Origin of the sequence: Pseudooceanicola marinus, assembly GCF_002786295.1 — a bacterium.
GTDB classification, from domain to species: domain Bacteria; phylum Pseudomonadota; class Alphaproteobacteria; order Rhodobacterales; family Rhodobacteraceae; genus Pseudooceanicola; species Pseudooceanicola marinus.
In genome coordinates this window covers 1-12,374 of record NZ_PGTC01000024.1, presented here as the reverse complement: position 1 = coordinate 12,374, position 12,374 = coordinate 1, and the positions used below count along the sequence as shown (strand labels likewise).

The 12,374-nt window shown below is 61.1% G+C and carries 13 protein-coding genes, 1 tRNA gene and 2 pseudogenes; 7 read left to right on the top strand and 9 right to left on the bottom strand.

Translation table 11 applies throughout. The annotated features are described in order from the left end of the window. Nucleotides 1-25: 25 nt before the first annotated feature. Complete coding sequence (locus CVM50_RS17855) at nucleotides 26-2,398, bottom strand: methyl-accepting chemotaxis protein (RefSeq protein ID WP_159457059.1); 2,373 nt, start codon at nucleotides 2,396-2,398, stop codon at nucleotides 26-28. 243 nt (nucleotides 2,399-2,641) lie between these two features. Here CVM50_RS17855 and CVM50_RS17850 point away from each other — a divergent pair. Continuing rightward, a tRNA-Arg gene (locus CVM50_RS17850) sits at nucleotides 2,642-2,718 on the top strand. Nucleotides 2,719-2,731: 13 nt separating this feature from the next. Here the strand turns inward: CVM50_RS17850 and CVM50_RS22035 are convergent. From CVM50_RS22035 to CVM50_RS22025, 6 genes and pseudogenes are all read right to left on the bottom strand, one after another. Next, complete coding sequence (locus CVM50_RS22035; RefSeq protein WP_232618299.1) at nucleotides 2,732-3,298, bottom strand: site-specific integrase; 567 nt, start codon at nucleotides 3,296-3,298, stop codon at nucleotides 2,732-2,734. A gap of 285 nt (nucleotides 3,299-3,583) precedes the next feature. Next, the gene (locus CVM50_RS22030; RefSeq protein WP_232618292.1) at nucleotides 3,584-3,766 is read right to left on the bottom strand and encodes a hypothetical protein; all 183 of its coding nucleotides are present in this window, start codon (nucleotides 3,764-3,766) and stop codon (nucleotides 3,584-3,586) included. Nucleotides 3,767-3,780: 14 nt separating this feature from the next. Next, nucleotides 3,781-3,924, bottom strand: a pseudogene (locus CVM50_RS22280) (helix-turn-helix domain-containing protein); the annotation flags it as partial. Further along, nucleotides 3,924-4,076 carry a hypothetical protein gene (locus CVM50_RS21515; RefSeq protein ID WP_157792224.1) on the bottom strand — a complete coding sequence of 51 codons (153 nt, stop codon included), beginning with the start codon at nucleotides 4,074-4,076 and terminating at the stop codon, nucleotides 3,924-3,926. The gene CVM50_RS21515 and the pseudogene CVM50_RS22280, both read right to left, overlap by 1 nt. Continuing rightward, nucleotides 4,069-4,263 (bottom strand): hypothetical protein, encoded by a 195-nt coding sequence (locus CVM50_RS17835; RefSeq protein ID WP_085888726.1) that lies wholly within the window; start codon nucleotides 4,261-4,263, stop codon nucleotides 4,069-4,071. The genes CVM50_RS21515 and CVM50_RS17835 overlap by 8 nt, the downstream gene beginning before the upstream one ends. 137 nt (nucleotides 4,264-4,400) lie before the next feature. Beyond that, entirely contained in the window at nucleotides 4,401-4,790 is a 390-nt protein-coding gene (locus CVM50_RS22025; protein WP_232618291.1) for a DNA cytosine methyltransferase, read from the bottom strand. Here CVM50_RS22025 and CVM50_RS22020 point away from each other — a divergent pair. The 3 genes and pseudogenes from CVM50_RS22020 to CVM50_RS17815 all read left to right on the top strand — a co-directional run. Beyond that, nucleotides 4,780-5,307, top strand: a complete 528-nt coding sequence (locus tag CVM50_RS22020) for a hypothetical protein (protein WP_232618290.1) — start codon at nucleotides 4,780-4,782, stop codon at nucleotides 5,305-5,307. The two genes, CVM50_RS22025 and CVM50_RS22020, sit on opposite strands and share 11 nt — an antisense overlap. A 496-nt stretch (nucleotides 5,308-5,803) precedes the next feature. Continuing rightward, nucleotides 5,804-6,310 carry a ClbS/DfsB family four-helix bundle protein gene (locus tag CVM50_RS17820; protein ID WP_085888724.1) on the top strand — a complete coding sequence of 169 codons (507 nt, stop codon included), beginning with the start codon at nucleotides 5,804-5,806 and terminating at the stop codon, nucleotides 6,308-6,310. Nucleotides 6,311-7,164: 854 nt separating this feature from the next. Then, nucleotides 7,165-7,265, top strand: a pseudogene (locus CVM50_RS17815) (transposase); the annotation flags it as partial. A 39-nt stretch (nucleotides 7,266-7,304) separates the two neighbouring features. Here CVM50_RS17815 and CVM50_RS21780 read toward each other — a convergent pair. Beyond that, a complete protein-coding gene (locus tag CVM50_RS21780; RefSeq protein WP_085888723.1) occupies nucleotides 7,305-7,991 on the bottom strand; it encodes a hypothetical protein in 687 nt (228 codons plus the stop codon). A 12-nt stretch (nucleotides 7,992-8,003) separates the two neighbouring features. Further along, on the bottom strand, nucleotides 8,004-8,321 hold the full coding sequence (locus CVM50_RS21775) for a hypothetical protein (RefSeq protein ID WP_085888722.1): 318 nt from the start codon (nucleotides 8,319-8,321) through the stop codon (nucleotides 8,004-8,006). Nucleotides 8,322-8,766: 445 nt separating this feature from the next. Here CVM50_RS21775 and CVM50_RS17810 point away from each other — a divergent pair, with 445 nt between their 5' ends. From CVM50_RS17810 to CVM50_RS17800, 3 genes are all read left to right on the top strand, one after another. Continuing rightward, nucleotides 8,767-9,936: a hypothetical protein gene (locus CVM50_RS17810; protein ID WP_143515619.1), complete on the top strand. Its 1,170-nt coding sequence runs from the start codon at nucleotides 8,767-8,769 to the stop codon at nucleotides 9,934-9,936. A gap of 531 nt (nucleotides 9,937-10,467) precedes the next feature. Then, nucleotides 10,468-11,280, top strand: a complete 813-nt coding sequence (locus CVM50_RS17805; protein ID WP_085888720.1) for a hypothetical protein — start codon at nucleotides 10,468-10,470, stop codon at nucleotides 11,278-11,280. 530 nt (nucleotides 11,281-11,810) lie between these two features. Continuing rightward, a partial coding sequence (locus CVM50_RS17800) for an NYN domain-containing protein (protein WP_232618289.1) occupies nucleotides 11,811-12,374 on the top strand: 564 nt, incomplete at its 3' end.

Sequence of the window (12,374 nt, the reverse complement as noted above, 5' to 3'; positions counted from 1 at the left end):
TGGGGGAGGTCGGGAGAGGAAGCTCTCAGAACTCGGCCCATTCGTCGGCGCCATGGCTGTCCACGGCGGCGGGGGCATTGGCCACCGCGCGGGCCTGGCTGGCTTTTGGCACCGCCGTGCTGGTGCTCACGGCGCGGCGCATCTTGCTTTCGTCACAGCGGAAGCCGGCCGAGATGCGGTTCAGCTTGGCCGCCTCGCTGACCATCAGCTTGCCGGTGCCATGCACCGAGGAGGCCACCGCCGCGTTCTTCTGCGTGACCTGATCCAGCTGGTCGACCGCGGCATTGATTTCCTCCAGGCCCACGGACAGCTCGCGTGCGGCGGTAGCGATGGAGGAGACCGAGGCGGAGACCTTGTCAAACTCTCCGATCAGGCTCTCGAAGCTCTTGCCGGCCTTTTCGACCAGTTCTACACCACCGGACACATTCTCTGCCGCCTCCTGGATCAACTGGTTGATTTCCTTGGCCGCTTCGGAGCTACGCTGTGCCAGAGCTCGCACTTCGGAGGCGACGACTGCGAAACCGCGTCCGGCTTCGCCGGCCCGGGCCGCCTCCACCCCGGCATTCAGGGCCAGCAGGTTGGTCTGGAAGGCTAGATCCTCAATGACCGAGGTGACCTGAGTGATCTTCTGGGAGGAGGTCGCAATCTTGTCCATGGCGATCATCGCCTGGGTCACGACCTCGCCGCTTTTCTTGGCGCCTTCCTTGGCACGGGTCATGACGTTGTCGGCCTCGCCGGCGCTGTCCGCGGTGGATTTGACCGAGGCGGACAGCTCGGTGATCGCCGCCGCGGTCTCTTCCAGGTTGGCAGCCTGTTCGATGGCGCGCTGGCTGAGGTCGTTGGAGGCGTTTTCGACGTCATGGGCGGAATTGTCGATTTCCCGCGAGGAGGTCACCAGTTCCGAGATCGAGTCGTTCAGCTTCAGCAGGGCCGTGTTGAAACCGTTGCGCAGGCCCTCGTAGTCTTCCGCGAACTCCTGTTGGATCACTCCGGTCAGGTTGCCCTCGGCCAGCTGGGCGATGGCGCCGGTCAGGTGTTCGACCACTGCATGCTGATCGCGGGCCTGCTGTTCCTGGCGCCGCCGCATGTCCGCCGCCGCCGACAACTTGCCGCGCAGGTTTTCCAGGTTGCTGGCCAGGGTGCCCACGTCGTCACGCCGCCCGGTCATCGGGATGGCGGAGGAGAGATCGCCATCGGCTACGCCACGGATCGCTTCGCCGATGCGAACGAAGGGTTTGGAGATCGACTGGCCGATCAGCACCCCGACGATGCTGAGCACGACCATCAGCCCCAGAGCCTGCGTCAGCAGCTGGTTGCGCAGGTCGAGGACCGGCGCATAGACTTCCTCCTGAGCCTGTTCCACCAATAGGTTCCAGGTCACACCGTCGAATGCGATGTCATTGCCCATCATCTCCACCTGATTGCCGCGCAGTCCGACGCCGGACACGAAGACCTCGTTCTCACCGCCCAGGATGGAGCGCAGCGACGGGCCGCCGGGCGCAAGGTCAAGCATGCGCGGGCCGTCGTCGAAGCGCGAGTTGCTGCGCAGGCGCAGGTCATCGCCGATCAGGAAGGCCTCTCCCGTCTCGCCAAGCCCGTCGGCGCTGTTGAGGATCGCGTTGAAGCGATCGGTGGGCATGTTGTAGACCAGTACGCCCAGGGGGCTGCCATCCCGGCCCAGCACGGCCCGCGCCATGAAGCTGGCGGGATCGCCCTCGGCCCCGGCATAGGCGGTGAAATCCTCCAGGATCGTTTTCTGGCCGCGCGCTTCGATCGCCCGGCTGAAGGCGCGGGCCAGGGCGCTGTCGCGGTAGGGGCCGGTCAGAACGTTGGTGCCGAAATCGGCCTCTTTCTCTACCGAGTAGACGACGCTGCCGTCCCGCTCGATCAGGTAGACGTCCTCAAGATCGCGGACAGAGGCGAACTGGTCCAGGAACGGGTGATATTTCTCGTGCACCCGGTCAAACTGGGTGCCGGCGGGGGAGGCGCGCAGCATGTCGCGGTCACCACGCGGATTGGGATTGTCGCGAACGTAGTTCTGGCGAACGACCTCGCCGGGATCTCCCTCCAGCGCGGTCCAGGCCAACATGAAGCTGTTGAGGGCGGCGACCACCGTCGGATCCTCCGCCTGGGCACGCATCAGCCCCTCGGTTTCCTGCAGGGCGTCGGTGATCTGGGTGGCTCGGCCATGGACGGCGATCAGGAACTTCTGCTCCAGCTCATCTTCCAGCAGATTGCGGGAATTATTGTAGGACGTGAAGGTCAGGACCGCAGCGACAATCAGGCCAAAGGCCGTCAGAATCAGCGGTAGCTTCACGGCGAGTCGCATGTTGCCCAGGAGCGAGAAGGCCGCGCCATCCCCCCTGTTTGTCCTGCCAAGGCCCTTGATTGCCGTCATGTCGTCAACCCTCTTGAACGCTGAGATGGCCCTAGTCATGCGCACGCGCCGGGGGTCCCGGGCGCGGCAGGCCCAGGCTGCCATCCGAAAATCAGGGGAAGCTATGGCACCGGCACTTTAAGGACAGCTTAAACCGTCCCCGCTTCCCCGGCTTGGAGGGGTTTTTTTGTCTTGGATTAGAGCGTTCCCGGCCCGGAAAGCGCGTGATGACAAGCGGGAACGGAGCGGGTAAGAGGGGCCCGTGGCCCCGTGGCTCAACTGGATAGAGCAGCCCCCTCCTAAGGGGCAGGTTGCAGGTTCGAATCCTGCCGGGGTCACCATAAAATCAATGACTTACGTTGGCCTTAGGGTTTTCCCTATGGTTCGTTGAACCGAAGATGGCCCGCCAAACTCCAGGGAACCAGCGGCTCGGCGCAGATAGTCCGGTGAAAATTGGCTGTATGTCGATCTGGTTGTATTCGGATTGGAGTGCCCGAGATATTGGGCGATTTCTTCAATTGGCACCCCAGCCTCTGCCATGAAGCGCCCCGCGGTTCGTCGCAGGTCATGCGGGGTGCAGTGGTCGATTCCGGCCCGCGCGACGGCTGCATTGAAGCCGGTCTTGATCGAGCCAACCTGCCGCCCGCCCCACTCGACTACAAAGCCGGAGCGTGCAGCGGTCTGTGCAGCCGTGAGTGCAGTCAGCAGAGTGTCGTTGATAGGAACGGTCGCCCGGCCCTTGCGAGGTCCTAAGTCTGAGGTTGAAAGCTTGATGATGCGTCGGTCCAAGTCGACACGCGACCAAGTGAGCTCCAGCAACGCACCAATGCGCCCTGCGGTGGTGAGCATCAGCAACATGGCTAGGCGGAGGTGCGGCCCTGTAGCGGCATCGAGAAGTGCTCCAACCTCCTGCCTGTTCAGATAGCGTTCTCTAGGTGGCGGAGTTTATGGAAGCTCGATTGCCGGGGCGGCGTCGATCAACTTGGACTTCTCGGCCCATCTCAGCGCTGTGCGCAAGCACCCGAATTCTGTCCTGATCGTTGCATCCTTGCGCCCATCTTTTCTGCGCTTTGCAATGAAACGACGGCAGTCTTCGATGGAGGCATGTGCGGCAGACAAGTGGCCGAAGTCCGGCAACACGTTCTTTCCGGTCTGAGCCAGATTGGCTACTTGTCTGCGGCCTTCCACCTCAAGCTGGTAAGCCTCTCAGATTTGCTGCACGGTCTTCCCCTGGGCAGGGGCAGTTCTGCTCAGGATCAGATCGCGGACTTCGCGTTCGGCCTCCTTGGCCGTGTGTGCCGCAAGACGAAAGCGTCGCCTCTTTCCATCGGCCTCGTTCCACATGACGACGAAGCGGCCATTGAGCTTTCCGATTCGGTATTCGCGCACTCGTGTTGCTCCACAACTTCGGGCCGGATCCGGTACATTCGACCAACGCGAAATGCCGGCAGGCTCCCATTTCGGATCATGCTGCGTACCGTTTCGCCGCTACAACCCCATCGTGCAGCGAGATCGTCCGGCGAGTAGGGGCGGCTTTGGTTCTTCATCAAAGCACCCAGCGTTGGAGCGCGGCGCCTGCGATGAGTCCCACGATGAGCATCAGCCAGCAGATGGCGACGACCAAAAAGCCAAAGCCAACCTGTCGCCAGCGCGCCGCGTGCGGGGCTGCCAGTGGGAACAGAAGGGGGGCGTCACGCATGCTCGGCTTCCTTCATCTCTCCCTGTTCCTTGAGGCACTCGCCGCAGATCGGCTGGCCGTCGATGATCCGTGCGCCGAACTTCAGGTAGGCGAGCTCCTGGCACTCGATGCAGGTGTGGCCCAGGCCGGCGCGAAGCCAGTCCGCGCCGGTGAACTCGGGAAGAGCGTCCCAGGCCTCCTGGCGCAACGCGACGACCCACTCGGGCAGGTCCTCCTGGCCGTTCCGTTCTGCTCATTGCGCCCGGGCGCCTGCCTCGGTCTGGGCGTTGATCGCTTTCCACCCTTCGCCGTCTTCAGGGCCGACTGCCCACATCATCCGGTCGGTCATGCCACTTCCTCCTTCTCAGCCAACTGCCTACAATTCGGCTTCACCACGGCTGCGGCGACGGGCGGGCAGACGGAGTTACCGACGCAGCTGACCTGTGTGTTCTTGGTGAAGCTGCGCCAATCCCACGCACCGCTATCGTCCTGTTCCCAGACGCCCTCGATCACGTAGTCGCGGGGGAAGCCCTGGGCGGTGAAGACCTCGCGCGGGGTGAGCATGCGCATGCCAATTTCGGCGATGACGTAGCGTGTACCGGCGATGTCGAGGATGACCAGGTCGCCGCTGTCCCAGGCGCCATGGGCGCGGAGGGAGGTGGCGACCTTGCGGGCCCGCGCTTCGTGCGCTGCCGTGAAAGGCGGGGCCTGCAGGGCGGCTTGCATGTGGGCCATCCGGTCCTTCACGGTGATGGTATGGCAGGCCGAGCTCGGCTGCCGCGTGCAGGGCGGGGGAACGTCTGAGCCGCACCCTGATGCGGACGCGGTGGTCGACGCCCTGGCGCAGCTGCCTGAAGGCATAGGTGGCTGGCGCATAGCGCTGGTCACCGCGGATCTCTGCCGCGCGGGCGAAACCCTGGGGTGGGGCTCGAATCTCGCCCCGCAGGTGCAGCCCATCGACTGGAAGCAGACAAAGCACGGGCGGTCCGCCGTGACCGCGACCTGCGGCAAGGCACGCTACACCAGCCGCGGCAAGGTGCGCGAGGTGGACCTGCGCTGCTGTCCGATCACGATCGAGAACCACCCACGAGATCAGGCGCGCGCCCGGCGGGATTACCTGCTGTGGTGGTCGGCGCTGACAGAGCTCCGGGACACCTTCCGGATCTACGGCGGGCTGACCGCGCACCAGGTCACCGGGGCCCTGCCGCCAATGAAGCCATGGGAGGCAAAGAGGGCGGCGCGGGCGGCTTGAGGGCCGGGCAGGGCAGGGAGAGAGAGGGGCCGGGGCATTGCCTCAGCCTTCCTCTTCCAGGGATGCCGTTAGTTCAAAAGAAGACCTTCCTAACGCAATGCTTCAATGGCAGCTTTGCGCTGGTGGCGGACATGGCTGCGGGCGGACCTATGGCTTGGCCTCCTGGCGCTTCCGGCCCATAGCCGTCTTTCGATAGGCTGCGCCCGCTGCGGCGCGGCTTCCCCAAACCGGACATCGGTGGCAACGTGCAGCATTAAGTGACAGCCCAAGGTCAGCAGTGCGGGACAAAGCTTCCGTTGGGTGCAGGTGCGCCGATGTCTTCTATAGCAAGATCGTTGAGCAAATGGTCCTTTTAGTGAGTATGACGCGATGGACCAGTTTTGAGGCTAGAACCTCGTCACGAAAATATCGGCTAACGCAGCCCAACTGATCGCCAAGCGTGCCCACTTGACCAACTGAGAAAGCTTATATTCTCTTTGCTATGAAGGAGAATATCATGGCAATTCCAGCCTCAAAAACAGAGTTGTTAGATGCAATTTCAGGGACGTTTGACAAATTAGTCATCGACTTGTCAAAGGTGCCGACGAATCGTGCGCGAGAATGCTCACTCGAAGGTCACGTTAAAGGGACAACCATGAGTCCCGCCGATCTTGTGTCGTATCTCATCGGCTGGAACGAGCTTGTTTTGAAATGGCTGGATCAGGACGACAAAGGTCAGGATGTCGATTTTCCCGAAACGGGTTTTAAGTGGAACGAACTGGGACAGCTCGCGCAGAAATTTTACAAAGACTACGATGACGTCGGCTACCATGAGCTTTTGGATCGTTTGAAAAAAGCCAAGGAAAACCTCGTTGAAACAATCACGGCACGTTCGGACAATGAACTCTATGGCGGGCCCTGGTACGACAAATGGACCAAGGGTCGGATGATCCAGTTCAACACGTCATCGCCTTATGCAAACGCGCGTGGTCGTATCCGCAAGTGGCTCAAGACCCAGACGTAAGTTAAGCTTCGCCAAAGTCGTGGATAGCGGTCATCTGCGCATCGCGCAGCATCGGTCACTCTGGGCTCGAAGCCGATCATTCGTGCATCGCGCTGCATTTTTCGAGCGCCAACGGCAGGCCTGCGGCACTGCAGCACTCGCGTTGTGACTCGGACCCTATGTGGCGCAACCAAACAGTGAGCATCGGCGTCTGGCTGTGTAGATTGCGCGGGCATCATGAAGATGATAGCCAGATAGTCCCAAGCTGTTGCTAAATATGTAAAAGCAGAACCATTCAAATGTCGATGTCATGCCCCAAATTTGAGAAAGCCAGCCCTCTTAAGGTAGCGGTCTCAGTCTGCGTTCTCTGTCTGTCTTTAAACCCCGCTTTTGCCTGCATTGCTGTCAACGAGCCTTTTGGGGCTTTCGATGTGTCTTGCGGATACGTCATGGGAACTGCGCGAAGCTGAGGGAGATGATTTCCTCTTTTACTGTGCCGTAGATGAATACGCTGGTAGCGTCAGGGTTTTTGAGGGGGCACGAAGGACGGGCTGGAGAGCGAACGCGCTGCACGTGCCATGGTGATGTCCGACAGTCAGGAAACTCAGGATTTTACTCTTTTGAAAGCAGGAGAGGTTCCAAGCGGCAACTTTGTCTACGCAGCGCGCGGTTCCTTGAATGGCCGGTCCAACATTTATGTGACTACGGTCTCTGTGGGCCCAACAAGAACGCTATGCATTACCACTTGGCGCATAGGTGAAGCGCTCACGGATAGAGATCGTGAGCTGCATGTTGTCTTTGGGACGTTGCTGAAGACCGAGCAGTAATAGCGGCGGATTTGGCCGCCAGCGTACCCTTTGCAACATTGGCTGGAGAAGGTTCTGTTTGGCCCGCCGCTCAGGCAGACGACTGGCTTCGTCGAGAGCCTTCTGCGTCTGATGGCTTGGACTGGGAGGTGCCAGACTACAGCACCCTTTGCTGCCACCCGGCCCTGGAATCTGTCTGCTCCGGTATCTCAGGCTTGTTGTTCCGCGACCGCGAACCGATCCACATAGGCTTTTGCCTGCCGGACCCGTTCCTTGTCTTTTATGCTGTACCCCGGTGCGGATCGCACACGCATGTTCCAGTCGCTCATGACGGGTTCAAGGTAGGCAAAGGCGGCCTGATAGGCGCTGATGTCCTCATTCAGGTTCAGGTCGCCCCAAATCGGTGCGGGCCCGGCGGTGAGGGTCGTAAAAGTTCCTCTGTCATCAATCGTCAGGTCCGGCCCAAGCGCCTCGGAGGTGACAGCCAGTCGGTCGCGCAAGGCGCCGCCGATATAGGTCCGACAACCGACGTCGGGCAGGCCGGGGACATAGTCGAACAGGCCCGCCTCGCCAATTGCCCGACCCTTTGCGGCGCGCTTTTGTTCAAGCCGGCGCATGGTCACGAAGGATTGGTCGTGACGGACCAGAGGCGAGAAGGGCACTGGGTCCATCATCAATGCGCAGCGATAGCGTCGCTGGGCCGGCGGGACGAAGCTGACATAGTTTACGCCAAGCGCGCGCGGGGCAAAGCCGTAGCCCATATAACCGGTAGGGACCGGCACCCCCTCGAGAGCAGCATCAACCTGGGCCATCAGGTCCAGCGCTCCCTCCGCCTGCCATGGCAGCTCGATCCGGATCTCGGCCATTGGCAGAGGCGCATGCGCAAGGGCCAGCATTGGGTGGCCCGGCTATCCCTCCGCGTCCGTCCCGGTCAGGTACAGATAGCGATGATCTGGCAGCCCGGTAGCGACGGCTCGGGAGATCTCGGTCAGCCTTCCCTTGCCCGCGCGGGCCAGTTTCAGCGACTTGGACCCTGTCGGCCGGACCATCGCGTAAAAGGTCTGGGTTTTGCCTAGATGGTCGATGAATGCCTCGACGGCCCGCGCGGAGGCCGTGCGGACTGGCGCATCGGCAAAGGTCCCGGCAATCCACAAGTGGAACCGCAGGACTGGCGTCGCGATCGCTGGGCCGTCCTTATGGCACTTCTCGGAGTATAGCGGTTCCAATCCATATTCCCCAAGTGTGGTGGTGCATCGAGTAGGGATTGCCTGACGAAGCCAGCGAGTCAAGTTTTGGACGCTCCAAATGTCGCCTGCGGTCATCGCGCCATTCGCTCCGCCGCCATCCCGGCGCTCTCTTCGGGATCTGGGCCGCGAACGGGTCACACCACTTCTGGCGTGGCATGGTGACCGGCGCGAGATCACACGCCTGGGCCCCTGGAAAAGCACTTATGCTGTCGTATGGGAGACCCTGTATTGGGTCGAGCGGTTCAAAATGCGCCGCCTTCTTCATTAAAACGCGGATACCCCGTCAGCCGGGGCAAATGAGAAGGTTAATGAACAATGTGACGTTATTCGATAATGTCGCGTGAAACCGAGAAACTCTCTCGGGAAAAACCGGGACGGTTCAGATCGGCTGAACAACGGCGTATGGCGAGGACGCGACACTGCTGTGACACGTATTGAACACGCAAGTTGCGTGCGCTTGATCGCGCAAATTGGCGGTGCGCTGATGACAAGGAGATCAGCCGGCTCAGAGAGGAGTCCGCGCCGCGCTTGGCTGTTCGGGGTTGTCCTCATTGCCTTGGCTGCATGTCGGCCAGGTGATCAGGACTGCACCAACATACCTCAGACACGGGCCTATTTCGACCTGCCGGAAGACGAGCAGACGATGGACAAGGTTTTGTCCAACATGGTCCGGTGCCTTGATGAGGCCCCTGCCACCGGCCGGGCCTCTGCAGTCGCGGGCGACGAGGATGCGCAAATGCAGACCATGCTCAAAGCCCTCTATACCGATGCCGCCACTGACGTGGCCGGCCTCCGGGACATGGGTGGGCGGCTTGATCGGGTGATGCGTGCGCCGCAGGGCGTCTCGCTGCCGGTGACCACGCTGCTGAATGAGGCCGTGCGGCAGCAGAACATCCGCTGGACCCGGGCGCTGCTGGAGGCCGGGGCCGACCCGAACGCATCAGGCAGTGTCATGGCCTACTCGGCGGTGCAGCTATTCCACCCCGGCTCGCCGTCGCTGCACATATTCAACGACGGGTCGCCTGCAACGGTGTTCCTGCGGGCCTATATTGACCATGGCGGCTTGGTGAATACCGCCGAAGGCGGCGGGACGGGCGACTTACCTTTGCTCAGCGCCACAACGTCAAATCTGGCGGCCCGGGTCTTCCTGTTGGAGAACGGGGTCGACTCTTGGTACACGTCCTATTCCCCTAGTCGACTTCGTTTCCCGACCTCGGCCTTGGGCGCGCTGATCTGGGGGGGCAGAGCACCTGATTACGCGGAGCAGATCACGCAATTGGCAGAAAAGTGTTTGCTGCGCCCACCTGATCAACCGCTCTATCGCGAGATCAGCCAGCAAACCCTGCGGGACCATCTCGAACTCTACGGAGAGGCCAGCGGCCCCACTGAACGACACAAGCTCTGGCAGGTGCAAAAGGCGGTGCGTGCCCCGATCGATGCTGACGTTGTCAGACCGTCCCCGGCGATCCTCGACCTGCTGGACCGTCATGCCGTGCCCGACGCCGAAGGGGGCTGGATCCTGCATGAAGGCGCGCTCTGGCAGCGTCATGACGACCCGCACGAGGGCTCGGTGCTCGGAACGAACATCCACTGAGATGGCGTGGAAGCCTCCGACGACGGCTGCTCGGCAGTCGCTATCCGAGGTTGCTTTGTGCTCTACACGGATTTGCTGCACAAATGCGCTGAGTGAGTGCCATTGTATTGGCCGCCACGCTGATCGCGTCCCACTGGAGGCGTGGGGAGCGGGTCTTTGACGATGAATCCCCCCTCTTGTCGATCGAGCTGGTCCTGGTCGTTATTCTCGCCTGAATGTCCGCTTCCACGGTGCGGTAGGGATGCCATCGCGACCGCGGCGAACGGCAGCTCTCCACCCTTCCAGCATGACCTCTCGCAATCGCCGCATAGATCGGGCAATTGCAGCGAATGGCAGGAAAGTCCGCTATCGCGAAAGTGAACTCGAAATTTTGCGCCCGCAGCGAATGTCTTCTTCCCGCCCTTCGTGTCGGCGCCTGACGTCATGCTGCGGCTTGCACAAATGCCGTGGAAGCGTTGGAAGCGGATATGAAGAACGCTGGGTCTCTGACGAACCTGGATGGCGTAAGCGGCCCTTAGCCGCCGGCCGGCCTTGGCTTATGCCGCTTTGCCGCATTCCTTTAAGCTGTTGTTCGGCTTGCTCCGCAGCAAACTCCCCGCCAAGAATGGCCTCCATTCGGCCGAAGCGGTCGGTTACTTCTTCATAATCACGGCGCATTTTCGCCGCACTGACCAGCTACATGAGCCGTGCAAGGTGCAAGACAAAGTGAATAGCATGGGCATAAAAGAAATTTTCTGGGCAGCGGTCACATTGATATTGGTCTGGCTTGGGCATCTTTTTGCTCCGCACATCATATCCCTGACCGAAGCTCTAGGGGCTTTGGTCGCTATGGCGGCATACCCTATCGGTTTGCGTTTCAATAGGAAGCTGGCCTCTGCACAGCCGATCATGGTTTCAAGCTGTGGTCAAAGTGTCTTTCCTGTCCGGCGCCGAGGTATGCTTTGGCTCGGGTGGTTTTTTATTGCATTGGGAGTTGCGAGTTGCGCGATGATCTGGGCGCGTGAGTTCGCCGACGTTGGTGTCTTGCTGGCCTCCCCCGCATTGCTGTTCGCCGGAGTTTTTTCGATCGTCATGGCCAGAAATGTGCGGGAAATTAGAGTGGACGGCGACCGCATTCAGTTCCTGCCAGTGGGGGCTTCGCTGCCGCTTGATGAGATTATTGCGATTAAGAAACCTGCCCAAAGCGGTGCTCTAACCCATATCGAACTGTCCACGAAAGCCGCACGTAGCCGGTATGTTCCGGGTGCTCTCCTGCAATGGAACCGCGGGTGCAGACTGACAATCACAGGCAGCAATGGCGCCGCTGTGTTGGCGGCGCTGTCTCAGCGCTTCCCGGTCGCTTAGAGCACCTCGCCGCTTGGCATCGGTGCTTGTCTTCTAACGAAAGTCGTCTGGCGGATGACCTCTCTTGGCCGCCTGTCCCCAGCTTCGCTGTGACCGATTGGGTCAGGCCCCCGCCCTTTGTGCCGCCGCCTGGCGTAGTGCTGCGCCTTGTACGAATGTCGCGAAAGGGCTGCGACCATTCATCCGCTGCGCTTCGCCCGACCGACCGGTGAGGGCCGATCAAGACCGGTCCGGCGGCCCCGCCTGTCGCCGATAGGGCGTCTGCTGCCGACGTCTCACTGCCGTTGGCTAAAGTGCATCAGATGAAAACTCGCCACGCTTCGTATCGAAGGCACCCCTTCATGTAGCACTTTGGGAGGATGTCTCGTAAGGGGCTGAGCCTCACCGTTCCTTTGGAGCTGTCAGGTCGGGGCCTTCGACTGCCTTTACTCTTTGCCTGAAGGCGGGAATCCGAGGGGCCAAGGGGCCCGCGACATCCAGCTTGCTGGGCTGCTGCTCACGTAGTTATCTGTCGCCGAAGGAGAGCTCCTGTGTTCGGATTGATCTTCATTTTCGCCTTATCCCTCTCAGCTCTCCTGGCTAGCTTGTTCGTGCCTGGGCTTTCGGACCTTGTGCTTCTGGCGGGACCTGGCGTGATTGGCAGCCTGCTTCTTCTGCTCTGGCGTGTCTGGGGAACTGGCCTTTCGCGGCGTGTGAAGACGCCGTGGATCCTGCTGGATGGCTCCAACATCATGCACTGGAAGGGACGCGGTCCGGACATCGCTGCGGTTAGAGATGTCACGCAATGCCTGAGCACCAAGGGCTACGCGCCTTGCGTGGTTTTCGATGCAAATGTTGGATACAAGCTGGTCAATCGGTATCAGGGCGATGTCGAGCTTGCGAAGCTCTTGGGGCTTCGAGTTGGCAGGGTAATGGTTGTCGCCAAAGGTACACCTGCAGACGAGGTCATTCTCGCTGCGGCCCGCGATTATGATGCGCGCGTGGTCACCAATGATCGCTTTCGAGACTGGGTTGAACAGTACCCGGAGCTCGCCCGCGGCAACCGTCTCGTGCGCGGAGGTTATCGCTCCGGGGAGCTTTGGTTGGCGCTGCCT

What these genes read in the sequence shown, in the direction of transcription:
- CVM50_RS17855 (WP_159457059.1), bottom strand. Translation starts at nt 2,398, where the DNA reads ATGACGGCAATCAAGGGCCTTGGCAGGACAAACAGGGGGGATGGCGCG.
- CVM50_RS21515 (WP_157792224.1), bottom strand. Translation starts at nt 4,076, where the DNA reads ATGCGTGACGCCCCCCTTCTGTTCCCACTGGCAGCCCCGCACGCGGCG.
- CVM50_RS22020 (WP_232618290.1), top strand. Translation starts at nt 4,780, where the DNA reads ATGTGGGCCATCCGGTCCTTCACGGTGATGGTATGGCAGGCCGAGCTC.
- CVM50_RS22025 (WP_232618291.1), bottom strand. Translation starts at nt 4,790, where the DNA reads ATGGCCCACATGCAAGCCGCCCTGCAGGCCCCGCCTTTCACGGCAGCG.
- CVM50_RS17820 (WP_085888724.1), top strand. Translation starts at nt 5,804, where the DNA reads ATGGCAATTCCAGCCTCAAAAACAGAGTTGTTAGATGCAATTTCAGGG.
- CVM50_RS21780 (WP_085888723.1), bottom strand. Translation starts at nt 7,991, where the DNA reads ATGCTGGCCCTTGCGCATGCGCCTCTGCCAATGGCCGAGATCCGGATC.